The sequence below is a fragment of the Methylobacterium brachythecii genome (assembly GCF_014196345.1).
GTDB classification, from domain to species: domain Bacteria; phylum Pseudomonadota; class Alphaproteobacteria; order Rhizobiales; family Beijerinckiaceae; genus Methylobacterium; species Methylobacterium brachythecii.
Genome location: NZ_JACIDN010000004.1, coordinates 125,107 through 147,457, shown reverse-complemented (window position 1 = coordinate 147,457; position 22,351 = coordinate 125,107). Strand labels below are relative to the sequence as shown.

Annotated in this window: 23 protein-coding genes; 8 read left to right on the top strand and 15 right to left on the bottom strand. The window is 65.8% G+C overall.

Annotation, left to right across the window (positions count from 1 at the left end; genetic code table 11):
- Positions 1–13: 13 nt before the first annotated feature.
- From GGR33_RS11915 to GGR33_RS26255, 3 genes are all read right to left on the bottom strand, one after another.
- Complete coding sequence (locus GGR33_RS11915; protein ID WP_183505364.1) at positions 14–409, bottom strand: DUF805 domain-containing protein; 396 nt, start codon at positions 407–409, stop codon at positions 14–16.
- A gap of 91 nt (positions 410–500) precedes the next feature.
- Positions 501–950: a response regulator gene (locus tag GGR33_RS11910; RefSeq protein WP_183505361.1), complete on the bottom strand. Its 450-nt coding sequence runs from the start codon at positions 948–950 to the stop codon at positions 501–503.
- Positions 947–2,074 carry a histidine kinase dimerization/phosphoacceptor domain -containing protein gene (locus tag GGR33_RS26255; protein ID WP_183505359.1) on the bottom strand — a complete coding sequence of 376 codons (1,128 nt, stop codon included), beginning with the start codon at positions 2,072–2,074 and terminating at the stop codon, positions 947–949. The genes GGR33_RS11910 and GGR33_RS26255 overlap by 4 nt, the downstream gene beginning before the upstream one ends.
- A gap of 209 nt (positions 2,075–2,283) precedes the next feature.
- Here GGR33_RS26255 and GGR33_RS11900 point away from each other — a divergent pair, with 209 nt between their 5' ends.
- Positions 2,284–2,544, top strand: coding sequence for a hypothetical protein (locus tag GGR33_RS11900; protein WP_425488776.1), 261 nt, complete (start codon positions 2,284–2,286; stop codon positions 2,542–2,544).
- A gap of 38 nt (positions 2,545–2,582) precedes the next feature.
- Here GGR33_RS11900 and GGR33_RS11895 read toward each other — a convergent pair whose 3' ends face one another.
- Positions 2,583–3,263 carry a hypothetical protein gene (locus GGR33_RS11895; RefSeq protein WP_183505357.1) on the bottom strand — a complete coding sequence of 227 codons (681 nt, stop codon included), beginning with the start codon at positions 3,261–3,263 and terminating at the stop codon, positions 2,583–2,585.
- Between the two features lie 188 nt (positions 3,264–3,451).
- Positions 3,452–4,546, bottom strand: coding sequence for a replication protein RepA (locus GGR33_RS11890; RefSeq protein WP_183505355.1), 1,095 nt, complete (start codon positions 4,544–4,546; stop codon positions 3,452–3,454).
- 679 nt (positions 4,547–5,225) lie between these two features.
- Between GGR33_RS11890 and mazG the strand changes: the two genes are divergently transcribed.
- Positions 5,226–6,056, top strand: a complete 831-nt coding sequence (mazG, locus tag GGR33_RS11885) for a nucleoside triphosphate pyrophosphohydrolase (RefSeq protein WP_183506005.1) — start codon at positions 5,226–5,228, stop codon at positions 6,054–6,056.
- 169 nt (positions 6,057–6,225) lie between these two features.
- Here mazG and GGR33_RS11880 read toward each other — a convergent pair whose 3' ends face one another.
- The 4 genes from GGR33_RS11880 to pabB are packed head-to-tail and all read right to left on the bottom strand — an operon-like array spanning position 6,226 to position 9,494.
- The gene (locus GGR33_RS11880; RefSeq protein ID WP_183506003.1) at positions 6,226–6,615 is read right to left on the bottom strand and encodes a DoxX family protein; all 390 of its coding nucleotides are present in this window, start codon (positions 6,613–6,615) and stop codon (positions 6,226–6,228) included.
- 32 nt (positions 6,616–6,647) lie between these two features.
- On the bottom strand, positions 6,648–7,472 hold the full coding sequence (locus GGR33_RS11875) for an aminotransferase class IV (RefSeq protein ID WP_183505353.1): 825 nt from the start codon (positions 7,470–7,472) through the stop codon (positions 6,648–6,650).
- Positions 7,459–8,100, bottom strand: a complete 642-nt coding sequence (locus tag GGR33_RS11870; RefSeq protein ID WP_183505351.1) for an anthranilate synthase component II — start codon at positions 8,098–8,100, stop codon at positions 7,459–7,461. The genes GGR33_RS11875 and GGR33_RS11870 overlap by 14 nt, the downstream gene beginning before the upstream one ends.
- Entirely contained in the window at positions 8,097–9,494 is a 1,398-nt protein-coding gene (pabB, locus tag GGR33_RS11865; protein WP_183505349.1) for an aminodeoxychorismate synthase component I, read from the bottom strand. Before pabB ends, GGR33_RS11870 begins: the two co-directional genes overlap by 4 nt.
- A gap of 389 nt (positions 9,495–9,883) precedes the next feature.
- Here pabB and rimO point away from each other — a divergent pair, with 389 nt between their 5' ends.
- Complete coding sequence (rimO, locus tag GGR33_RS11860) at positions 9,884–11,236, top strand: 30S ribosomal protein S12 methylthiotransferase RimO (protein WP_183505347.1); 1,353 nt, start codon at positions 9,884–9,886, stop codon at positions 11,234–11,236.
- A gap of 192 nt (positions 11,237–11,428) precedes the next feature.
- On the opposite strand, the gene pncA is transcribed toward rimO, so the two are convergent.
- From pncA to GGR33_RS11840, 4 genes are all read right to left on the bottom strand, one after another.
- Positions 11,429–12,058, bottom strand: coding sequence for a bifunctional nicotinamidase/pyrazinamidase (gene pncA, locus GGR33_RS11855; protein WP_183505345.1), 630 nt, complete (start codon positions 12,056–12,058; stop codon positions 11,429–11,431).
- Positions 12,059–12,110: 52 nt separating this feature from the next.
- A complete protein-coding gene (locus GGR33_RS11850; protein ID WP_183505343.1) occupies positions 12,111–13,085 on the bottom strand; it encodes a quinone oxidoreductase family protein in 975 nt (324 codons plus the stop codon).
- 65 nt (positions 13,086–13,150) lie between these two features.
- On the bottom strand, positions 13,151–13,375 hold the full coding sequence (locus GGR33_RS11845; protein WP_183505341.1) for a hypothetical protein: 225 nt from the start codon (positions 13,373–13,375) through the stop codon (positions 13,151–13,153).
- Positions 13,376–13,385: 10 nt separating this feature from the next.
- The gene (locus GGR33_RS11840; RefSeq protein ID WP_183505339.1) at positions 13,386–13,577 is read right to left on the bottom strand and encodes a hypothetical protein; all 192 of its coding nucleotides are present in this window, start codon (positions 13,575–13,577) and stop codon (positions 13,386–13,388) included.
- Between the two features lie 163 nt (positions 13,578–13,740).
- Here GGR33_RS11840 and GGR33_RS11835 point away from each other — a divergent pair, with 163 nt between their 5' ends.
- Positions 13,741–14,946, top strand: a complete 1,206-nt coding sequence (locus tag GGR33_RS11835) for an FAD-dependent monooxygenase (protein WP_183505338.1) — start codon at positions 13,741–13,743, stop codon at positions 14,944–14,946.
- A gap of 11 nt (positions 14,947–14,957) precedes the next feature.
- Here the strand turns inward: GGR33_RS11835 and GGR33_RS11830 are convergent, their stop codons facing one another.
- Entirely contained in the window at positions 14,958–16,280 is a 1,323-nt protein-coding gene (locus tag GGR33_RS11830) for a patatin-like phospholipase family protein (protein WP_183506001.1), read from the bottom strand.
- A 433-nt stretch (positions 16,281–16,713) separates the two neighbouring features.
- Here GGR33_RS11830 and GGR33_RS11825 point away from each other — a divergent pair, with 433 nt between their 5' ends.
- The 3 genes from GGR33_RS11825 to hspQ all read left to right on the top strand — a co-directional run bounded on the left by GGR33_RS11825 (position 16,714) and on the right by hspQ (position 19,460).
- Complete coding sequence (locus tag GGR33_RS11825; RefSeq protein ID WP_183505336.1) at positions 16,714–17,916, top strand: hypothetical protein; 1,203 nt, start codon at positions 16,714–16,716, stop codon at positions 17,914–17,916.
- 83 nt (positions 17,917–17,999) lie between these two features.
- Complete coding sequence (locus GGR33_RS11820; RefSeq protein ID WP_183505334.1) at positions 18,000–19,049, top strand: HpcH/HpaI aldolase/citrate lyase family protein; 1,050 nt, start codon at positions 18,000–18,002, stop codon at positions 19,047–19,049.
- Positions 19,050–19,106: 57 nt separating this feature from the next.
- Positions 19,107–19,460, top strand: a complete 354-nt coding sequence (gene hspQ, locus GGR33_RS11815; protein WP_425488774.1) for a heat shock protein HspQ — start codon at positions 19,107–19,109, stop codon at positions 19,458–19,460.
- Between the two features lie 127 nt (positions 19,461–19,587).
- Here hspQ and GGR33_RS11810 read toward each other — a convergent pair whose 3' ends face one another.
- On the bottom strand, positions 19,588–20,355 hold the full coding sequence (locus GGR33_RS11810; RefSeq protein ID WP_183505997.1) for an invasion associated locus B family protein: 768 nt from the start codon (positions 20,353–20,355) through the stop codon (positions 19,588–19,590).
- A 447-nt stretch (positions 20,356–20,802) separates the two neighbouring features.
- Here GGR33_RS11810 and GGR33_RS11805 point away from each other — a divergent pair, with 447 nt between their 5' ends.
- Positions 20,803–22,065 (top strand): AMP-binding protein, encoded by a 1,263-nt coding sequence (locus GGR33_RS11805; protein WP_183505995.1) that lies wholly within the window; start codon positions 20,803–20,805, stop codon positions 22,063–22,065.
- Positions 22,066–22,351 lie beyond the last annotated feature (286 nt).

Below are 22,351 nucleotides of genomic sequence, written 5' to 3'. Positions count from 1 at the left end.
TGACGGGGGTCGGCTACGATCCCACGAGATCGACCGGTTCGGGTCCGAAGCGGTTCGGTCCGGGAGTTCCCGACTGATAGAGCCCATTCGCGGCGACGAAGGGCCAGAGCATGAACCAGGCCCGGCGATCGATGTCGTGCATGCGCCGCGCCAGGATCGCGAGGTTGGGCAGCATGTGAAACAGGATCACGATGGCCCTGAAGCCCCGGAATCGGCCAACGAACAACGAGAGCAGCGCGTCGACCGAGACGGCGACGACCAGGATGCAGAGGTAGACGACGAAATAGCTCCAGTATTCGGAAAGGCCGCTGCGACCGGAAAAATCGAAGCAGCGGCGCAGGCTCGCCAGATAGTTGCGCTTGACGAGCGACCCGAACGTCGCTGCCTCAGACTCCGAACTTTTCGTCATGGGCCGCCGCTGGCTGAGAAACCCGTCGCGCTCGACGAGCAAGGTCAGGAGCGGCGCGCATCGTCAAGCGAAGCGATGATGCCGGAGGACCTCAGCCCTCCATCAGCGCCCAGCTCTCCCGGGCGGCGGGTGCGACGCGCATGCCGTGCGGTACTGCCAGCTCCGGTGGCGGTCGACGCAGGGCCTGTTCGAGAAACGCCAGGGTGTCTTCGAGGACGCTGCCCGAGAAGGGCTTCGCGATCACCGCGGCGGCGCCTTCGAGCTCATCCGTGAGTTGGCGCGAATTGGCGGTGATGAACACGCAGGTGATGCCACCGATCTCGCGCGCGGACTGCACCACCGCGACACCCGAAGAATCCCCAGCCAGGCGCAGATCGACGAAGACCAGGTCGGGCCGGGTCTCGAGCAGAAGCGCGACGCCCTCCTCGGCTCGCATCGCCGTCCCGACGATGAGGTGCCCGGCATCCTCCAGCAGCATTTCGAGCTGCATCAGAATGAGGGCCTCGTCTTCGACCAGCAGGACCCGCAAAGGTTCGCTCACCGGGTCTCCAAACTGACCGCCGTCTCGCGCGGCAGACTGATGTGAACGGCCGTGCCAGGATCGGCCGGGTGCCATGTGATACTGGCATTCAACTGGCGGGCAAGAGTTTCGATCAGCCGCTTGCCGAAGGAAAGCTGTCCTGAGACCGAGGCGAGATCCGGCATCCCGACGCCGTCATCCCTGACCTCGATCGCGATGGAGGTCTCGCCGGGCACGACCGCGATCGAGAGCCTTCCCGGCCGGCCGGCCGGAAAGGCGTGCTGCAGAACGTTGGTGACGATCTCGTTCAGGATGAGCGCGATCGGCGGTGCCTTGGCCACCGGCACCACGACGGCCTCGACGTCGAGATGCAGCCGAATGTCGCCGCGCCCGAGCCCCCGCACCAAGTCGCTCGCGAGGTCGCGCACGAACTCCGTCACGTCGAAACGCTCGATGTTGTGCGACTGATAGAGCCGGCGATGCACCGTTCCGAGCGCCTCGACGCGCTTGAGCATGCCCTCCATCGTGGCGCGCGCCGTCGGATCGGTGATGGTGCGCGTCTGCAGCGCCAGCAACGAGGCGACCATCTGGAGGTTGTTCTTGACCCGGTGGTCGACCTCGTGGAGCAGCATGGTCTTGGCAGCGAGCGCCTCGCTCAGCTCGCGCGTGCGCTTGGCAACCTCGCGCTCGAAATGCTCCTTCTCGTTCAAGGTCTTCAGATGCGCGTCGACGCGGTCGGTGACATCGACCTGCGAGGCGAAGAAGTAGAGCACCTCCCCGGCCTCGTTCGAGACGGGGCTGACATAGAGCGCGTTCCAGAACGGTGTGCCGTCCTTGCGGTAGTTCAGCACGTCGATGGAGATGTCGCGGTTCGCCTCGGTTGCCTCACGGATTTGCCGCACGGCAGCCTTGTCGGTTCCCGGCCCCTGCAGGAAGCGGCAATTCCGCCCCATGATCTCGTCGCGCCCATACCCGGTCAGCCCAAGGAAGGCGTCGTTCATATAGACGATCGGATTGTCGGGCTGGCGCGGGTCGGTGATGATCATCGGCATGCGCGTGCCACGTACGGCGGCGGCAAAGGGATCGCCCTTGCCGGTCTCGGTCTGCAACCGATCGGTCTGCCGCCAGGCGTCGTCTCGTTCCATCCCGTCCCGTCCTCTTCGGACCTGCCGCCGCATGCGCAACCCGCCGATGCGGTGATCCGGTGATCCGGTCTTCGCGGCCCGCAGTCAATTCGAGCGTCGCAGCTTGCGCCGGCTAAAGAACCTCGCTCGACGACGGACTGAACCGTTTCGTATCATTCAAGTCCGGAACTCGATCGTCGGACCAGAGCAAGAGGGTAGGACCGTTGTCGGTGAAAATCGGAACTCGCATCGGCTTGGCAGCGGCCCTCGCTGTCCAGCTCTGCCCAGCCGGAGTTCGGGCCGGCGAAGCGGAGCAGGCCGAACTCTGCCGCGATGACGTGATCCGGCTCTGCGCCAGCGCGATCCCAAATCGCGGGCGCATCATCGGCTGCATGAAGGTGCAACGGGCGAGCCTCAGCGCGGGCTGTAGGGCGATCTTCGACGAACAGATGAGCGCGCCGGACGGCGACCGCTCACCGAATGCGCGCTGAACGAGCGGAAAAGAAGTGACCGGAAAGATTCGGCCGCCTCAATCCTCCTCCGGCTCGACGAGGGCGTAGACGGCCTCCCCCATTCTCTTCAGCGGGCCGCCCGATCCGGAACGCTTCCAGAGCCGAGTGTTCAGCGCTGCGACGGGATCGTGGCCCGGCAGCGAAAACCCCTGGCTGGTCAGCACAGCTAGGATCTCACTGGCATGAAGCGGCCGGCCGGCGTTCTGAAGCGCGTCCAGCGCCGCCTCGATCAAAGCACGGCCATAGCGCCGCGCGAGCACGCCTTCGGACAAGGCCCCCTCAGCGGTATCGCGCGGCGGTTGGAACGCCGGATGCATCGACACGGCTGGAGACACCAACGGATTGCGTTCACGGCTCGACGGAACAGGCGGAGCCGCTCGCAATTGAGCCTCGGTCGAAGTGTCGGCCATTTGACCGGCCTGCGACGTGACCTTTCCTGGCGCGATGGAGGGGCTGTCCGGAGGTGTGTGACCCGCTCCGCGGACCGCACCGTCATACAGCCCTCCCACATCTGGGGCCGCCCCGCGTCTCGGCACAGCCGAGGACGCTGCATCGCCGCTGGTGACCGCGGCTTCCGTCGTAAGCCGGCGTCCGAGCTCGAGATAGAGCGTCAGGTCGGCAATGGCGCGATCGAGCACCTCGCGCTGCCGGCGCAAGGACATGAGCTGCGCCTCGGCTTCGGCTTCAGACAGAACCATCGTGCTGAAACCTCGAGCCGTTCCCACCGATCTCAATCGGTTGCCATTGGGATCAACTAAAGGAATATTCCAAATGTGTCCAGCGATTCCGTAACGTGTGATTGGGAATGTTTTTAGCGGAATATTCCAAGTAACACGGACTGCATTCTATTCGGATGCCCGCGCGTGCGCGTTTTCCAGAAGGTAACTCACGCAGCTTTCTGCTTTTTTCGCGATATTCCAATCGCCTTTGGCGGAACAATAAGAACATTAGGATCGGCCGGGTTGAGCAACATTCCACGCTCGTCGAGACTAATGGGAAGACGCGGAAAGATCTCGAGAACGCCTGCGAGATCCGCCTTGAAGGCCTGGCGGAAGCTGCGCTGGCTGGCGTTATCGGCACCGAATTGCCCGTGGAGGTTATCCCAGGTGAGCCGCAACGGCCGTTGTAGCGCGCGCAATCGGTATCCGACCCAGAACAGCAGATCGAGCTTGCGCGCTGAACCGGATAAGGCCCGTGCGGCACGGATGTCGACGGGTAGGGCGTGTTTGATCAGGCTGTCGTAGAAATCCTGGTGGAACTGGACCTCGCGTTGCCAAACCACCTCCCCGGTCCCCTGTGGCCGCCAGAGGTCGAGCCTGCGGAAGGGTGGAACCGTAAGGGTCGAGGCAGTTTCGCGACCGTCCCATAGCCCGATCTGCATGGAGCAGGCGGCGAGACGGTTTAGTTGCTCCTTGAACGCGCCGATGGTTCCGCGTTCACCGCCGGTCACTGCAAAACCCATCTCCCGCATGAAGCCGGACAGACTGTCGGCCACGGCGATCACCGGACTGCGCTGACGCACGGCCTCCGTGCAGAGGTGAAGCAGAACCAGGCGAGCCTTGGGCCCGAAGGGTAGCCCCTGCGCCTCCATCTCCCCCGTCAGCGGGTTCTTCAGACGGCCAGCACTCAGGCTCAGCGAGTTGCGGCCATATTCGCGCACCACCTCCCGCACCGGACCTGGATCGCGATAGGGCAAGCCACAAAGCGCCAGCACCGAATGGATATGCTGTAGATTCTCCGGCATTGCCGGTTCGTTCTCAATGACCTCACGAATGGCATCACGGCGGCGCTGGTCACGGCCCATGACGTTGCGCCGGATTTTTTGGTCGGTCTCGAGCGCAACTCTCTCGTCGCGTTCGCGCTGGCGGAACAGGATGTGCTCAACGATCTGTGCGAACAGAAACCCACCGCGTGCCGCTTCAAGCTCGGCACGTAGGTCCGTGTCACGGATCTGATCGATCTTCTGTTCGAGCCCCGACATTCCCGTTCCGCGATCTTGGTCCACACCACCTTGGGCCGCCGTCAGACCGAAGCTGGATCTGGATGGCACTCGGATCTCGCACGATTCGTAACCGTGGAGTCCCGTCACGGATCCGCGTTATCCCGGCTTTCCCCGCATCGCGGAGCCGGCAATCCCCAGACCGTTGCAACGACACATCGCTCGCAGAGTTCGATGCAGCGAGGGCTCGGGGCCTGCCTCTACGCAGAGTTCGATACGGAGGCGGCCGGTCAAACAATCCCCGGAATGCACAGGCTACATCGATTTTTCACGCTGAATTCGATGCACAGGCACGCAGAATCGTATGTGACGCAAGCTCAGCGATACGCAGAATCCCATTCGCATGGACGCTGAATCCAATACGATCCCACGCAGAACTCAATACGAGGTACATCCCTAAAACATTGCTGCGAATGAGATTTTTCCGCTCTCTTATAACTTGCTGAAATGACTCTCTTAAAAATGCGATCTGATATATTTCCTATCAGAGGATAGGCTTGGCCTTCGCCCAGAACGGGCAATATTCCCTGTAAATTTATAGAAGAAACGGAATTCTCCACAGGTTGGGGGGTAGTTATCCAATGTCGGCGACAGAAGGCACATGACGTCCCTTGAAGCTGACCGGATGCGTGTCTGGAACGAAACCGGTACGCATGCGCGTATGCCGAATCGATCTGTCGAGACCCTTCTGTCCCTCATGGCCACGCTGCGTGATCCGGTTCGAGGCTGTTCCTGGGACATCGCGCAAACCCCAGCCAGCATCGCTCCATTTACGATCGAGGAAGCCTACGAGGTCGCGGATGCGATCGACCGTGCGGATCACGATGATCTGCGCGATGAACTCGGGGATCTCCTTCTGCAGGTCGTCTTCCAGTCGCGGATAGCGGAGGAAGCCGGGACGTTTGCCTTTGCGGACGTCGTGGAGAGCATCGTCGCCAAGCTTGTACGCCGGCACCCGCACGTCTTCGACGCTGAAGGCTCGCTGCTGCCGCCTCACCAGCGGATCGACGATCCGCATGTCATCGAAGCCGCTTGGCAGCGTATCAAGGGTGAGGAACGAGCTGCGAAAACGGGGCGAACCGGTGGGCGCGATCCTGCCTCCCCGCTCGACGGCGTGCCGCTGGTCCTGCCGGCGCTGACTCGCGCAGAGAAAATTTCACGTAAGGCAGCCGGCTACGGTTTCGACTGGCCCAATGCCCGCGAGGTGATCGCAAAGGTTCGTGAGGAAGCCGACGAGGTCGAAGAGAGCCTTGGGCAGGGGGATCGAGAAGCGATTGCCGAGGAAATCGGCGACCTGTTGTTCTCGGTGGCTAACCTCGCTCGCCATGCCGGCGTCGATCCGGAAGAGGCACTTCGGCAAGGGACCCGCAAGTTCGAACGCCGGTTCGCTGCGATGGCCGATCGACTCGCGGGACAAGGCCAAACCCTCTCTTCGAGCGACCTTGCGTCCATGGAAGCCGCTTGGCAGGCCGTCAAACGCTCCGAGGCCTGATCGTGATTGGCCGGCAATGATGGCTAGGTTGCGCGGGCGGCCTTACGGCCGGAATCGCGACGCTTCGGCATGACGAGGATCAGACCGGAGCCAGCTTGGCACCGATATGACACGACTGTGCAGATGAGCTGATCCCGTGATCCTTGCGTCGCAGGATCACGGGATCAGCCTATCCTGTCCTGCGCGGTGGCTTGCCGAACGGCCAGTCGATGACGTGGGCGGCGAAAAGCGCCCACCAGACTATGATCGGCTGCAGCGCCAGTCGCGGACCGTGGTACCACCAGCTATCCGGAATCGGCGGCACAGAGACGTGATCGAGAGCGTGTTTCAGGTTCGCCGGAAACACGCAGACCGCGTAGAGCGCGAATAGGATTCCGGCGAACCGCTGCAGGCGCGGGACCGTCAGAGCGACGGCGCCTGCGATCTCGCACAGGCCCGTGATCACCACGACGAGCCACGGATGCGGAACCCAATCCGGCATGATCGGCAGGAACCGGTCCGTCGCCACGAGGTGAACGACGCCGATGCCGCCATAGGCGACCATCATCGCCCAGCGCATCCAGGCGCGAGCATCCGTCCTGGCGCTTTCGTTCACTGTGAACCCTGAACCGCTGCTGCGATCAACTCGCGGCAGCGAGCGACCGTGCCATCCTCGGCACTCGCCAAGATCCGGTCGTCGATCACCGTGACGGGGCTCAGCAACCGCAGCGAGTTGGTGACGAAGGCCGCCTGCGCCTGCCGAAGCTCATCCAGGTCCAATGGCCGTTCGTCGATCCCCACGCCGAGGCCAGACGCGTTCTCCAACACCGTGCCCCGCACGATGCCGGGCAAGACGCCTTCTTCGACGGGTGGCGTGACGAGCCTGCCATCGATCAGGGCGAAGAGGTTGCCCGTTCCCGCGCAGGCTACGCGTCCCCGTGTGTTGAGAAACAGGGCGTCGCCGAACCCGGCAGCCTGAGCCGAGCGCGCAGCGAGGACCGCATCGAGATAGCCGAGGGTTTTCGTGCGAGAGGCCGGTGAGGTGTCGTTACGGGCGATGGTCGAGATCTGAAGGCGCAGGCTCGAGAAGGCGAGACTGGCGTTGCTCGCAGCCGCGCTGGCGAAGACGAGTGGCCGAATCTCGGCGGGTGGCGCGATGCCGCGTGGACCCGACCCGCGCGTCACGGTGGTGCGGATAGCCGTACGAGGCGCTGTTCCGGCGACGGCCCGCATGGCTTCCACGAGGATCCCCGTATCGATCCCGAAGCCGAGCGTCTCGGCCGCGGCGACGAGGCGGGCGACATGGGCCGCCTCGAACACGATACGGCCATTGAGGGCGAGCGCCGTATCGAACACGCCATCGCCAAGCAAAAGACCGCGATCGGCGAGGTCGAAGGGCACCGGCCCCTCGACGATCCGGCCATCATACCAGAGCATGGGCCGCCCAAGGTTCGGGTTGCCGCTCCGGCATCCGCCCCCTGCCCTCGCGCCAGGCTCGGGCGAGCCGGAGGAAGTTGGCGAAGATGGCATGGCCGCCCTCGGTCAGCACCGATTCCGGGTGGAACTGGATGCCCCAGGTCGGGTGCCGGCGATGTGAGAGCGCCATGATCTCGCCCTCGTCCGAGACGGCGTCGATGGCGAGATGGCGCTCCATGCCGGGTTGCGGCGAGACGATCAGGGAGTGATAGCGCGCCACCGCCATCGGATCGGACAGGCCCGAGAACAGCCCGGTGCCATCGTGGTGGATCGGCGTCGCGTGGCCATGCAGCGGACGGATCGCGCGTTCGACCCGTCCACCGAAGGCCGCGCCGATGGCCTGATGGCCGAGGCAGACGCCGAGAATCGGCACGGCCCCCGAGAGTTCGCGGATCGCCGGCAGGCTGACCCCGGCCTCGGCCGGCGTGCAGGGGCCCGGCGAGATCACCATGGCATCGGGTACGATGGCGCGGATCTCCGCCACCGAGAGCGCGTCGTTGCGCGCCACCTCCACCGTCTCGCCGAGTTCCTCGAAATAGCGAACGACGTTGAAGACGAAGGAATCGTAGTTGTCGATGACGAGGATCATGGCGCGCCCGCCTCGTCCGGCTCGAACGCGGCGAAGACCCGGGCGGCCTTGGTCAGGGTCTCCTCGTATTCGGGGCCTGGCTCGGAGAGCAGCGTGATGCCGCCGCCGGCCTGGAGCACGGCTTGGTGCCGGTCCATGAACACGGTGCGGATGGCAATGGAGGTGTCCATGGAACCGTCGAAGCCGATGGCGCCGATGGCCCCGCAATACAGCTCCCGGGCGTCGCCTTCGATTTCGGTGATGATGTCCATGGCCCTGAGCTTCGGCGCGCCGGTGATCGAGCCGCCGGGGAAGGTCTTCTCGATGAGGTCGAAGGCGTCGGCTCCCTCCCGCAGGGTGCCGGTGACCACCGAGACGAGATGGTGGACCGAGGCATAGGATTCCAGGCCGCACAGCACCGGTACGCGCACGCTGCGCGGCTCGCAGACCCGCGAGAGATCGTTGCGCAGCAGATCGACGATCATGATGTTCTCGGCGCGCTCCTTCGGGTTCTGCTGAAGGGCTCGCGCCAGGATGGCATCCTGGTCCGGGTCGTCGACACGGCGCACCGTGCCCTTGATCGGGCGCGTCTCGACCTCTCGGCCGCGCAGGGTGACGAAGCGCTCCGGCGAGCTCGACGCGACGGTCAACTCGTCGAAGGCGAGATAGGCACCGAAGGTCGCTGGATTGGTCGCCCGCAACCGCTGGTAAAGGGCGAAACCATCGAAGCCCGGAGGCAGATCGGCGCTGAAGCGCTGGGCGATGTTGGCTTGGTAGATGTCGCCGGCACGAATGTAATCGCGAACTTTTTCAACTGCCGATTCAAAACTTTGGCGTGTGAAGTTCGAGTGCCAGGTGAGCGCCTGAAACGGCTCTGAGGATGGCTCGGGCTCCCTGGTTTCGAGCAGTTCGGCGAAAGCGTCGAGACGAGCCAGGGCGCGCGCTTCGCGGTCGGCCGTGTCGATCTCCGGGAAGCCGGTGGCGACCAGAAGGCAGCGATCGTGCTGGTGTTCGATGACGAGCAGGGTGTCGTAGAGGTTGAGGGCGATGTCGTCGGTCAGACCGGCCCGACGCGGAGGCGGCACGACCCGTTCCAACTCGCGGCCGAGATCGTAGGCGAAGTAGCCGATGGCGGCCCCCGGAAATCCCGGCAGCTCGGGCAGGGGCGGCAGCCGGTACGGTGCCAGGCAGGTGCGCAGGGCATCCAGCGGCTTGCCTTCGAGGGGCTGCCCGTCGAGGGTCGCTCGGCCATCGCGCAGCCGGAACCTGCCGAACGGATCGGCTGCCAGCACCGAGACGCGGCCGAGTGTTTGGTGCTGCATGGCGCTGTCGAGGAAGACGAGTCCGGGCAGGCGCGACAGGCGCGCCGCCGCCACGATCGGATCGATGGATGGGATCTCGCGGGTCCAGACCATGGGTGAGATGTTTTCGCGTCTCGCGCTCGGTGTCCTTCCATGCACCAACTGCGCCGGAGAGCCTCACGTCAATTCCGAAGCGATGCGCCTCCTCTGCAGCCAGGGCATGAGATGGGTGCCGCAACTCGCCCCCGCGTCTAAGAAAAGAGTCGAAGTTAGCTCGATAAAACTTTGATAGATATATACTTATAATATCAGGTTCGGTTCAGGCGTCGTGAATCCCATTCGCCTGACGCCACGGCAGCGAATTGGCTGAGGGTAGCCGGATCATGTCGGGCACGAGGCTCGCAACGATGGCCGCGGCCGGGTATACCCCCCCGCACCCTGTTCCGTTCGCGATCCATACGGTCTGCCCGGCCGCCTCAGTTCGCATCCCCGTTCGAGCCGTCATGACCGCCATAGCCGAATCCGTCGCCTCGGATGCCGTGACGAAACCCGCACCGCGGATTTCGTTCGTCTCCCTGGGTTGCCCCAAGGCGCTTGTCGATTCCGAGCGGATCCTCACGCACCTGCGGGCCGAGGGCTACGAACTGGCCCGGCGCCACGACGGAGCGGACGTGGTGATCGTCAACACCTGCGGTTTCCTCGACTCGGCCAAGGCCGAGTCGCTCTCGGCGATCGGGGAGGCGATGGCCGAGAACGGCCGGGTCATCGTTACCGGCTGCATGGGCGCGCAGCCGGAAGAGATCCGCGAAAAATATCCGCAGCTTCTCGCCGTCACCGGGCCGCAGGCCTACGAATCCGTGGTTGCGGCGGTCCACGAGGCTGTACCCCCGGCGCACGACCCGTTCCTCGACCTGATCCCGCCGCAGGGCGTGAAACTGACGCCGCGGCACTACGCCTATTTGAAGATTTCCGAGGGCTGCAACAATCGCTGCACCTTCTGCATCATCCCGTCGCTGCGCGGCGATCTCGTCAGCCGGCCGGCAGCGGACGTGCTGCGCGAGGCCGAGAAGCTGGTGAAGGCCGGGGTCAAGGAGTTGCTGGTCGTCTCGCAGGATACCAGCGCCTACGGCGTCGACACCCGCTATGCTGCGAGCCGCTGGCAGGATCGTGACGTGCGCGCCCGCTTCTACGACCTCAGCAAGGAGCTCGGCGAACTCGGAGCCTGGGTCAGGCTCCACTACGTCTACCCCTACCCGCATGTCGACGAGGTCATTCCGCTGATGGCGGAGGGCAAGATCCTGCCCTATCTCGACATGCCGCTCCAGCACGCGTCTCCCAGCGTTCTCAAGAGGATGCGTCGGCCGGGCAACCAAGAGAAGCAGCTCGATCGCATCCGGCGCTGGCGCGAGACCTGCCCCGATCTCGCGATCCGCTCGACTTTTATCGTCGGGTTTCCGGGCGAGACCGACGCGGAATTCGAAGAGCTGGTCGACTGGATCAAGGAAGCCAAGCTGGAACGCGTCGGCTGCTTCGAATACGAGCCGGTACGGGGCGCCACGGCGAACGATATCGGGGTGCAGGTTCCGCCGGAGGTGAAGGCCGAGCGCAAGCGCCGATTCATGGAGGCTCAGAGCGGGGTCTCGCTCAAGCTGCAGCGGGGCAAGGTCGGCAAGCGGCTGCAGGTGATCATCGACGAGGCCGGGCCGACGGTGGCGAAGGGCCGGTCCAAGGCCGATGCGCCGGAGATCGACGGTTCGGTGCACGTCTCCTCGCGACGGCCCCTGCGGCCGGGCGACATCGTCACCGTGAAGATCGAGCGGGCCGAGGCCTATGACCTGCACGGCATCGCCGTCTAGAGCATGCTGCGAAAAAGTGGCAACGGTTTTTCGCATAAAGCATGCACTAAACCATTGAATCGATCACGTTTTCTGCGTTTTGACGGATTTCGTCAAAACGCAGCGTGATCTAGGGAAAGGATCCCGTGATCCAAGGATGTGGGATCGCCCTCGGCGCGATGCTTCACGGTATCCTGTGATGCCGTGATCCCGTCAGGCGTCGATCGCCTGGCTGTGGATGCGCTCCACGCCGGCCTGCGCCATCGTCTCCAGGGCTCGGCTGACCGAGCCGTCCGCGTCGATCCCCCGCACCGCATCCTCGACGAGAACGACGTCGAAGCCTTCGGCTCGCGCGTCGAGGGCGGTCCAGAGGATGCAGAAGTCGGTCGCCAGGCCGGTGAGGACGAGCCGGGTCAGGCCACGCTCGCGCAGATATGCAGCGAGCCCCGTGCGGGCCGTCCGGTCCGCCTCGAGGAAGGCCGAGTAGCTGTCCACCCCGGGTTGGGTGCCCTTCCGCAGGATCAGGCCTGCCCGTGAAACCTCGAGCCCTGGGGCCAGCTCGGCACCTGGGCTGCCCTGCACACAGTGATCCGGCCAGAGCGCCTGATCGCCATAGGGCAACGCGATCTTTCCGAATGGCATCTTCCCGGGATGGCGAGACGCGAACGAGACGTGCCCGGTGGGATGCCAGTCCTGGGTGACGACGACATGCGGCGCGTGCCTCGCCAGCCGGTTGATCGGCGCGATCACCGCATCGCCGTCCGGTACGGCCAGAGCCCCGCCGGGGAGGAAATCGTTCTGGACATCCACCACGACGAGGACGTCTGATTCCGAAAACCTCATCACGGCAGGCGGGACGAGGATACGGGGATCAAGGTATCCGGCGATCCAGGGATCACGGGATCATCACCGTCGAGCCGGTGGTGTTCCGCGCTTCGAGATCGCGATGGACCTGAGCCGCGTCGGCAAGCCGCGCGCGCGAATGGATCGGGATCTTCACGGCGCCGCTCTTCACGACGTCGAACAATTCGGCCGCGTTGGCGTCGAGCAGTTCGCGCGTCGCGATGTGGGTGAAGAGGGTCGGCCGGGTCGCGAAGAGCGAGCCCTTCTGGGCGAGGATGCCGATGTCGAAAGCGTCGATCGGGCCGGAGGACGAGCCGAAGCTCGCGAAGGTGCCGAAGGGCCGCAGACAATCGAGGGAGGCTGGGAAGGTGTCCTTGCCGACGCCGTCATAGACGACCGGCACGCCCTCCCCCTTGGTGATCTCCTTGACCCGGGCAGCGAAATCCTCGTCGCGGTACAGGATCACATGATCACAGCCGTGGTCTCGCGCGAGCTGGGCCTTCTCTTCGGAACCCACGGTGCCGATCACGGTGGCGCCGAGGTGCTTGGCCCATTGCGTGGCGATCAGGCCGACGCCGCCGGCGGCCGCGTGGAACAGGATCGTGTCGCCCTTCTGCACCCGGTAGGTCCGGCGCAGCAGGTACTGGGCGGTGAGGCCCTTCAACATCATCGCGGCGGCGGTCTCGTCGCTGACGCCGTCAGGCACGCGCACCGTCCCCGAAGCTTCGACGATCACCTCCTCGGCATAGGTGCCGACGGCACCGGCATAGGCGACGCGCTCGCCGACCTTGAAACCGGTGACGCCCTCACCGAGGGCCGCAACCTCGCCGGCGCCTTCCTTGCCGAGGGTGAAGGGCATCGAGGCTGCCTTGTAGGCGCCCTTGCGGAAGTAGACGTCGATGAAGTTGACGCCGATCGCCGTCTGCCGGACGCGGATCTGGCCGGGGCCCGGCTCCTGTGTCGGGACGTCCTCGTAGGACATCGCCTCCGGCCCGCCATACTCGTGAATCCGGATCGCCTTGGGCATCTACGCTCTTCCTCGACACTGAAGCTCGAAGCGGAGATAGGGCCGACGAGGCCGAGGCGACAGTGTCAGACCTCTCGAACCGCGATCTGCATCCCGGTGCCGAGCAGGCAGCGGCGGATGCGGTCCTCGATGTCGGGGGTCAGGTCGCGCACGCTGACATGCATGGTGGCCGTATCGGCCGGCCGGACGTCGAGCGAGTAGTCCAGCCCCTCGTCGTACATCTGGCGCAGCAGGTTCGTGCTCGCAGCCGTCATTGCCGTGATGTGCTGGTCGATCAGCTCGGGTTTCATGAGTGCCCCGTCATTCATCCGTGAGTTCGTCGGCCGCTTCATGCCAGCGGAGGGCCTCCTCCTCGGATTGAGGAAGGCGGACGGTCTCGATCGGCGGGAAGAGATTGGCGAGACCCTGGGCGACACCGTGCAATAACGGGTCGAACGGCGATCCGAAGCTGCGCTCGTCGAGCTCGGTCTTCGTCAGAACAAAACGTTTCAAGAGACGCCCCCCGCGTCGCCGAAAGCTTCAACGCAGCGGGGATAATGCGAAAAGAACGGTTTGGTTTCATACGCTCTTGACCCAGCTGCCATGCCGCCTCTGTAAGCAGGAGTTCAAGAGGCGCCCTGGTCATGGCTGCGCCGTCGATCTCCCGGAGTGCAAGGTGTCGGGCGAGACTGGCTTCGAAGTGGCGGTGGTGGGAGCGGGTGCCGCGGGATTGTCCGCTGCACTGGCTCTGGCGCGCGAGGGCATCGCCACGGCCCTGATCGGACGGCACGCGCCCGTCGCCGACGGGCGGACCGTGGCGCTCCTCGACGGCTCGGTGCGGTTTCTCGATGCGCTCGGCGCCTGGGCTGCGATCGCTCCGCAGGCCGCACCGCTCATCGAACTGCATCTCGTCGACGATACCGGCAGCCTGTTTCGACCACCCCCTGCCCGCTTCGTGGCCTCCGAAATCGGCCTCGACGCTTTCGGCTGGAACGTCGAGAGCGCGCGGCTGGTGGAAAGCCTTCGGGCGCTCGCCCGCGCGACGCCGAACCTCACGGTGTTCGAGAGCGACGCGACCGCAAACCTTCGCGATGAAGACGGTGCGCGGATCACACTGGAGGATGACCGTACGGTCGAGGCGCGCCTGATCGTCGGCGCCGATGGCGGGCGCTCGCCGCTCAGGGCGTCGTCGGGGCTTGCGGTGCGGGACTGGTCCTATCCGCAAGCGGCCGTCACCACGATTCTCGCTCATTATCGCCCGCATCGCGACGTCTCCACCGAGTTCCACACACGCTCGGGACCCTTCACACTGGTGCCGCTTCCCGGCGGCCACCGTTCGAGCCTGGTCTGGGTGATGGGAGAAGGTCCGGCTCGCCGTCTCTCGGCTCTCGACGACGCAGCCCTGGCCAGCTCCATCGAACGCCAGGCCCAGGCGATGCTCGGGGCCATGCGGATCGACGGCCCGCGCGGGCTCGTGCCGATGCGGGGCCTGTCGGTCTCGACCCCGGTGGCGGAGCGGCTCGCCCTGATCAGCGAGGCCGCTCACGTCTTCCCGCCGATCGGTGCGCAGGGGCTGAATCTCGGATTGCGTGATGCGGCGGGTCTTCGCGATGCGGTCATCGCGGCTCGACAGGCTGGGCGCGACCCAGGCAGCCGGGCGGCGTTGTCCGGCTTCGCGCGGGGCCGCGCCGTCGATGCCCGCCTGCGGGGAACCGCGGTCGATTGGCTCAACCGCAGCCTGCTCGCGGATCTCCTGCCCGTCGACGCTCTCCGCGGGCTCGGCCTGCTCGCCATGAGCACGATCGGACCGCTCAGACGCGCGGTGATGCGTGAGGGCGTGTTGCCCCGGCTCGGAGCGCCCGAGCTGATGCGAGGGCGCTGACGGGCCGGCGATCAGCGTTGCGCGAGGGTGCGATCGTCCATCGGCACGGCGTCGGCACCCTTGAGATTGTCGGAGCGCCCTCTCGGTGAGGCGATCTGTGCCTCCGGGAAGGCCTTTCCGCTCTTGGCCAGCGCTTCGCCGTGCTCGAACAGGGCCTTCATGTATTTCGGGTCGAAGGGACCCGGTGAGACCTTGTCGAAGCGGCCGTCGATCTCGGCGACGCGCAGGTCGAGATGGGTGCGGGCGGCATAGGCCCGTGTGATCGCGAGGGCGCCCTGCGTCTGTGCCTTGATCGCTGCCGACACCGTGCCGCTGAGCACCCCGAGAACCGTGCGCGGCACGAGACCGAATTCCGGCGTCAGCTTGTTGTTGATCACGAGATAGACCGTGCTCGCCGGCAGCTTCATGCCCCCATCCGGCGCGCCGGCGAGCGTCGCGGCGGGCGCCAAGTAATAGGGCGCCATGGAGCCGCCGTCGTCGTGCATCTCCTGGATGCGCTTGCCGCCCTCGGTGACCGCATCGATCATCACTGGCGGAAACACGCCGGGAACGGCGGTGGAGGCGAGCACGATCTCGCGAAACAGCTTCAACGGCCTGTCGCCATATTTCTGGGCTTCGGGGCCGCTCGCGAGGCTGGCGATGGCGCCCATGTCCCAGACCACAGGGCGCTCGGTCTCGACCTGCGTCGTCGCGACGAGGAGGCGGCGGCCCTTGGCATGCTCGGCCGCGATCGCCTTGAGCAGATCGGGCGTGACCGATTTGTCGATCCGGTCCTTGAGCGGCCAAGTATCCGTCAGCGCCGCGTTAGTGCCTCCGAACTCGAACACGTCGGCCGCGGTGATCTCGGTGTAGTTCTGCTTGAGCGCCGCATCCGCCGACGGGCCGACGAACGCGAATGGCGCGATCAGCGCCCCGGTGCTCACCCCGGTGATCACGCCGAAGTTCGGGCGGTTGCCGGCCCGCGACCAACCGCTGAGGATGCCGGCCGCGAAGGCGCCGTTCTCACCACCGCCGGAGATGACGAGCCAGGAATCGTGAGCCGCCCTGGCGTCGCCGACGACCTTCTGGAAGGCGGCCGGATCGTCGCCGGCGAATCTCACGGAACTGGGCAGATCCTCGGGCTTGGCGCTGGCCGTTTCCTGGGCCGTGAACGGCACGCGCTCCTGCTTGCCCTGCTGGAGCGGATCGGGAGCCTGCGCCTTCTGTGCCAACTTCTCGGCCGCCTGCGGGCGCTGATGTTGCGCCGGCGAGCGCGCGAGCGCGCCGTCGTCGAGACCCAATCCGAGGGCGAGCAGGACGGCGCCCGTGATCGCTCCGCGCCGGCTGGCGCTCATCGTCGTCGATTCTGCTGTCATGGCGATACCCCGAGGACGAGAGCAGTCTCACGACGACATGGCCACCATAGGATGTCCACGAAACCATGAGCCAACAAGAGTTCCCAAATGCTTTCCTTGGAAAAGCTTTTGGAAGATCAGTTGTGGGCCCGGTCCGTCTCGACTGCCGCGTCCTGACTGCCTCATTCGCATCGCGCCGTAGCGCTCGCCGCCGCCTCGACGCAGAAACACGCAAGCCATCGGCCAGTTCCGACGATTTTGCGGTGCAGCGGCACCCTTGGGCAACGCTGTGCGGCTGCGCACCCGATTCCGGCCAAACCAGCGGCTAAGCCTGCCTTCGACGGTTCGGAGATGAAGCTAAACCGTCTCGACGGCGGCGACCCGCGAGCGCGCCGTACGGGCTCGGCCGGCATGGACCCTGGAGTATCCAGCGATGACTCGACTTGCGACGCAGACGGGCAACCCGCTCTCGATCCTTGGCTTGGCATTCCTGACGGCGTTCGCGGCCCCGATGAGCGCGACGGCCCAGACTGCGCCCGTCACTACGACGCCGCCGGGAAAACCCGATGCCTGTGGGCTCGTTCGAAAATCCGATCTCGAAACGCTGTTTCCCGGACGCCCAGTCGAGAGCAAAGGCGCGACCCTGAGCTTGGTCTTCAAGGGGCCCCAGTACAATCAGGGCTGCCAGTATCTCGTACGCCTGCCGAGCCCAACCTCCCGATCGGACCTGGCGAAGTTCGTCACCGTCACCGTCGTACTGTCCGGCGAGGGAACGAGCGGCCGAGGCGGCTCAATCGACGTCTTCAAGAACGTGCTCAGCACCCGCACCAAGATCGCCGAATCCGATCCCAACAAGAAGCGCACGGTCGAACCTGCGCGCGGCATCGGCGACGAGGCCTTCCAAGAGGTGTCCGAGTTCACGACGGACGTGCGCGTGCGCAAAGGCGATCTCGTCTTCGTCATCTCCCTCGACAATTACTCGACGCAGACCTTGCCGAATGCCCTGGCGCTGGCCGAGCAGGCGGCGGGGCGCTGGCAGGAGGGGACCGGCATGGTCGCCGGCACGGATACGGCAGTGAAGAGCCCCGTCGCGCCGAAGGACGAGGTCATCATCCCGCCCGATACCCGCAAATCCGCTCAGGCTCCCGTCGATCGGTGGCCCGACGCCTGCGGCCTTCTGATGGAAGAGGACGTGCGCGCGGTCTTCGGCGACATGAAGCTGGATCCAGTCCGCAAGGTCATGGGTACCCTGACCTCGGACGGGCGCGAGCAGAAGGTCGAGAAACTGCCGAACCCGATCGCCTGCCACTATACCGCGAGCAAGGCGCTGACCGAGGGCGGCGCCCGGAAGATCATCAGCAACACGATCTCGCTGAACGTCCAAGACGTCGCCGCGACGCCCGAACTCGCGCTCAAATATTATCAGATCTCGAAGAAGGTCGGCGATGCCAAGACCGACCTGCAGGGGATCGGTGACGAAGCCAGCCTCTCGCCGACGAACCAGATCGTCATCCGCAAGGGCGTGGTCAACATCGCGGTCCGAGTCGGCGGCGACATGCGTGACAAGGCGCTCTACGACGACGCCACCCAACGGGTGAATGCCATCGCTAAGCGCGTCGCGGCGCATATGCCCTAATGGTTGTACCCGGGTAGCCTTTACGCGGAGGCGGCGGGTGAACTAACGGGAGGCCAACACACGCCTTCCGGAGCCCGAAACGCATGAAACTTCCGCGCCGCTTCTTCCAGCCGCTCGCTGCCGGTGCTCCCGAGCCCTTCCGCGAGCTTCCGGTGAAGCTCGAGCGCATGATCCACTTCGTGCCGCCCCACAACGAAAAGGTTCGCGCCAAGGTCGGCGACCTCGCCGCGACTGTGGACGTGGTGCTCGGCAACCTCGAAGACGCCGTGCCGGCCGACCAGAAGGAAGCCGCGCGCAAGGGCTTCATCGCCATGGGCAAGGAGGTCGATTTCGCCAAAACCGGCACCGGCCTCTGGACCCGCATCAACGCCCTGAACTCGCCCTGGATTCTCGACGACCTGTTCGAGGTCGTCGGCGAGATCGGCTCCAAGCTCGACGTGATCATGGTGCCGAAGGTCGAGGGGCCTTGGGACATCCATTACATCGACCAGTTGCTCGCCCAGCTCGAGGCGCGCCACAAGGTCGAGAAGCCGATCCTGGTTCACGCCATCCTGGAGACGGCCGAAGGCGTGGCGAATGTCGATGCCATCGCCTCGGCCTCCCCGCGCATGCACGGCATGAGCCTCGGCCCGGCCGATCTCGCGGCCTCGCGCAGCATGAAGACCACCCGCGTCGGCGGCGGCCATCCCGAATACCGCGTCATCGCGGACGCCAAGGGCGAGGAGGCCCGCGTCTCGGCCCAGCAGGACCTCTGGCACTACACGATCGCGAAAATGGTCGACGCCTGCGCGGCCAACGGCATCAAGGCCTTCTACGGCCCGTTCGGCGATTTTTCCGATGCCGCGGCCTGCGAGGTCCAGTTCCGCAACGCCTTCCTGATGGGCTGCGCCGGCGCCTGGACGCTGCATCCGAGCCAGGTCGCCATCGCCAAGAAGGTGTTTGCGCCGGACCCGGACGAGGTGAACTTCGCCGCCCGGATCGTCGAGGCCATGCCCGACGGTACCGGCGCGGTGATGCTCGACGGCAAGATGCAGGACGACGCCACCTGGAAACAGGCCAAGGTCATCGTCGACCTCGCCCGCCTCGTGGCCGACAAGGACCCGGAGCTGGCGAAAGTCTACAAGCTGCCTTGATGGGGATGCAGTCCGGGATCGGATGACAGGAACGCCGACCCGGCCTATTTTACGGCCATGGCCGATACCGCGATGCCCGAAGACCTGATCAGAACCGCCAAGTTCAACCTCGGAGCGGTGGTCCGTCACCGGATCTACCCGTTCCGCGGCGTCGTGTTCGACGTCGACCCGGAATTCGCCAACACCGAGGAGTGGTGGGAGGCGATACCCGAGGAGGTGCGGCCACGACGGGACCAGCCCTTCTACCACCTGCTCGCCGAGAACGCGGACAGCGAGTACATCGCCTACGTCTCCGAGCAGAACCTCGTGCCGGACATGTCGGGCGAGGCCCTGCGCCATGCCGGCATCCCGGAGGTGTTCGACCGGGCGCCCGACGGTGCCTACCGGGTGCGGGCCGGCCAGGCGAATTGAGTTTCCCGAAACCTCGGGCATGAAAAAGGCCGGGCAGCGATGCCCGGCCTTTTTCGTTCGCTGACCGTGATCACCCTCCGTGATCCCTCTTGGCCCGTGTTCCGGGCCGAGAGGGATGGCTCGGGCCTTACGGCTTCGGCGCGGCGCTGGCGCCCTGGGTCTCGAGTTTCTTGCGCATGTCGTCGCTCTTCTTCTCAAGCTCAGCCTGCAGCTTCTTCTGCTGCTCTTCGAGCACCTTCGGGTCGATGGCCGGGCCGTCGAAGGCCGTGCCGAAGCCAGCGAGCGGCACCGCGAAGATCACTTCCTTCTGGGTCTGGTTCTGAACCGCGACGTTGAGCGTGGTGCCCTTCTTCAGCGCATTCATGAACTCGGCCGAGACGCCGCCGGCTTCTGCGAAGCAGCCGTTGGGGAAGCAGACCGCGAACTTGCCGGCGGTGAGCTCCTTGCCGTCGACGCTGAAGCGGATGCCCGGGGCGAGCATCAGGCCGAGCGGCAGAAGGAAGCGGACGACCTTGACCTCCTGCTTCTGGGCCGGGTTCTTCATGTCGTAGACCGCGGTGGCGAGAACCGGCTGGCCATTGTCCGAGACGAAGTCGCGGGTGGTGTAGCAGACGTCGGTGCCGGAATTCTTGTCGTTGCCGCAGACCTTGGTCCACTTGTCCTGGCTCGGCTCGGACTTGACGGCGATGATCTGCGGGCCGGCCTGCTGGGCAGCACCCTGCGGCGGCTGACCTGCCGGAGCGGCCGGAGCCGGGGCGGTGGGCGCGGGAGCCGCCGGGGCGGGCTTCTTGTTGGCTTGGGCGAAGGCCGGGCTGGCAAGGCCGGCGCCGAGGCCCGCCAGAGCGATCAGCGTAGCAGTGCGCAGCGGGCGCGCGGGACGGTTTGCAAGGAACATCGGCTTCATGACCCCTTCAACGGATTCGAATCGTCGCTTCTTGGTGCGGCTTACGTGACGCACGCTGCTGTCCGGAGACCAGCGGGACTGGTGCGATCCGACAAGTCGGCGACGGGTCGGCCCCATCGCGAAAAGCCGGATCTTCGCGGGCGTTTGGGTGCCTGATCCAGCTAACCCTCTGCCCTGTCGAATGATCGCGCGGCCTGCTTTCCCCCCGTAATGAGGCGAAGGCATGACGCCTGCGCCGTACACCCATGCGGGCTGAATCGGAAGAGCGTGGGTGGCCCAAATGGACGAGAGTCGACCGGTTCGGCGACTTCGCCCGATGCCGGAGGTTTAACGCCGGGTTAACCATAAGCGCCCCATCACCGAGAACAGGATCGGGGATGCGTCCGGGTGTCTGCGCATTGGGCTGTCACAGGGGCTGAGACGCTGGGTACGCCCGTCATGGCGCGGATCGGGCTCGGCGCGCTGTTGCGCATGACCGCCCGCCACCATCCGGACCGTGTCGCCCTGATCGATCCGGCCGACAAGCTGAACTGGAGCAGCCGGCCGGCCATCACATGGACCTATGGGGCCGCCGCAGAGATCGTCGACCGCCTCGCCCGCGGCCTGCGCGCCTGGCGCCTGCCGCCGGGAAGCCGCATCGGCCTGTGCCTGCCCGGCAGCGCCGAAAGCGCTCTCGCCCTGCTCGCGGTCGAGGCGGCCGGCCACACGCCTTGCCTCCTGCCGGTCTCCTGGGACGAGGACACCCTCGTCGCCGCCGTCCAGGGTGTCGGGGTCTCGGCGATCCTCACCCAGGCCCGCCTCGGCGCGTCGGCGCCGGCCGAGCGGATCTGTGCGGTTGCCGCACGCTATTTCGGGCTGCGCTACGTCGCCGCGTTCGGACCGGAGGTTCCGGATGGCGTGATCAACCTCGACGGCATGGTGCTCGACGAGCGCGCTGCTGCCTCGAACGTGCCGCCCTCTTCGGCACCGGGCAGCATCGGCCTCGTCAGCTTCGCCTCGGGCGATCCCGGCCGGCCGGTCCACCGCGGCTTCGGCTCTCTCGTTGCGGCCGCGACGGCGCATCTCGTGGCGACTCGCGTCGGCCCGGATGAGCGCATCCTCAGCCTGATCGGGCCGCACGACCTGCGCGGTCTCGCGACGGGCCTGGCCGCGTCCCTCGTCTCGGGTGCGGCTCTCGAAACCTTGCCGCTGTTCGACGGCGCGGCCTTCGCCTCGGCCTTGGCGCGCGAGGTGCCGACGCACCTCGTCGCCCCCGGCTTCCTCGAAGCCAACCTTGCCGGACGCGCCCTGCCGCCGACCCTGCGCTCGGTCGCCCTCGCCCACCGGGCGCCGGTTCGCTTCCCCAACCGCAGCCGGCGGTCCGATCAGGCGCTACGCGTCGAGGCCGTGATCGACACCGTCGCCTTCGACGAGACCGCGATCCTGTCCGGCCGCCGCGGCACAGCCCGCGACCTCGCCCTCGTCCTGGCCTCGCCCGAACGCCTCGCCCTGCCCGATTCGCTGATCGCCATGAGCCGTAACCAGGAAGGTCGCCTCACCTTCCGGGGACAGGCCTGCGCCTGCGTCCCGTTGCATCGCGGAATACCGGCCTCCGAACCGGCAGAGGCCTGGCGGCCGAGTCCCTACGAGCCGGTGATCACGGCCGGCCTCGCCACCGCGCTCGTCGCGGGGCCGGCCCATGCTCTCGACGCTATCCCCTGATCTTTCGCGCAAGCTTGACGTTCGGCGCGTCGGGCGTCGGCGCCCGTGACGACGCTACGCGCGCTGCCGCCGGTACGTCGAAAATTTCTTAAGCCTGCCAGACGATTGTGGATGCCGGCCGATCGGCACGGCGACCGAATCGCTCGAATTCCACGTTCGAGTTCATCTCGCGCTCACCTGGAGAGCGGCATCGTCACGGGATCGATTTGGCCGGCGAACCAATCGTGGCCATGTGAGTTATTGCACTGCGGCCCTTCCCAGGGTCGGCTATCTGGGATAACACCGA

Coding starts and splice junctions, on each gene's coding strand:
- GGR33_RS11915 (WP_183505364.1), bottom strand. CDS start 409: ATGACGAAAAGTTCGGAGTCTGAGGCAGCGACGTTCGGGTCGCTCGTC.
- GGR33_RS26255 (WP_183505359.1), bottom strand. CDS start 2,074: ATGGAACGAGACGACGCCTGGCGGCAGACCGATCGGTTGCAGACCGAG.
- GGR33_RS11895 (WP_183505357.1), bottom strand. CDS start 3,263: ATGGTTCTGTCTGAAGCCGAAGCCGAGGCGCAGCTCATGTCCTTGCGC.
- GGR33_RS11890 (WP_183505355.1), bottom strand. CDS start 4,546: ATGTCGGGGCTCGAACAGAAGATCGATCAGATCCGTGACACGGACCTA.
- mazG (WP_183506005.1), top strand. CDS start 5,226: ATGCCGAATCGATCTGTCGAGACCCTTCTGTCCCTCATGGCCACGCTG.
- GGR33_RS11880 (WP_183506003.1), bottom strand. CDS start 6,615: ATGCGCTGGGCGATGATGGTCGCCTATGGCGGCATCGGCGTCGTTCAC.
- GGR33_RS11875 (WP_183505353.1), bottom strand. CDS start 7,472: ATGCTCTGGTATGATGGCCGGATCGTCGAGGGGCCGGTGCCCTTCGAC.
- GGR33_RS11870 (WP_183505351.1), bottom strand. CDS start 8,100: ATGATCCTCGTCATCGACAACTACGATTCCTTCGTCTTCAACGTCGTT.
- pabB (WP_183505349.1), bottom strand. CDS start 9,494: ATGGTCTGGACCCGCGAGATCCCATCCATCGATCCGATCGTGGCGGCG.
- rimO (WP_183505347.1), top strand. CDS start 9,884: ATGACCGCCATAGCCGAATCCGTCGCCTCGGATGCCGTGACGAAACCC.
- pncA (WP_183505345.1), bottom strand. CDS start 12,058: ATGAGGTTTTCGGAATCAGACGTCCTCGTCGTGGTGGATGTCCAGAAC.
- GGR33_RS11850 (WP_183505343.1), bottom strand. CDS start 13,085: ATGCCCAAGGCGATCCGGATTCACGAGTATGGCGGGCCGGAGGCGATG.
- GGR33_RS11845 (WP_183505341.1), bottom strand. CDS start 13,375: ATGAAACCCGAGCTGATCGACCAGCACATCACGGCAATGACGGCTGCG.
- GGR33_RS11830 (WP_183506001.1), bottom strand. CDS start 16,280: ATGAGCGCCAGCCGGCGCGGAGCGATCACGGGCGCCGTCCTGCTCGCC.
- GGR33_RS11825 (WP_183505336.1), top strand. CDS start 16,714: ATGACTCGACTTGCGACGCAGACGGGCAACCCGCTCTCGATCCTTGGC.
- GGR33_RS11820 (WP_183505334.1), top strand. CDS start 18,000: ATGAAACTTCCGCGCCGCTTCTTCCAGCCGCTCGCTGCCGGTGCTCCC.
- hspQ (WP_425488774.1), top strand. CDS start 19,107: ATGGCCGATACCGCGATGCCCGAAGACCTGATCAGAACCGCCAAGTTC.
- GGR33_RS11810 (WP_183505997.1), bottom strand. CDS start 20,355: ATGTTCCTTGCAAACCGTCCCGCGCGCCCGCTGCGCACTGCTACGCTG.
- GGR33_RS11805 (WP_183505995.1), top strand. CDS start 20,803: ATGGCGCGGATCGGGCTCGGCGCGCTGTTGCGCATGACCGCCCGCCAC.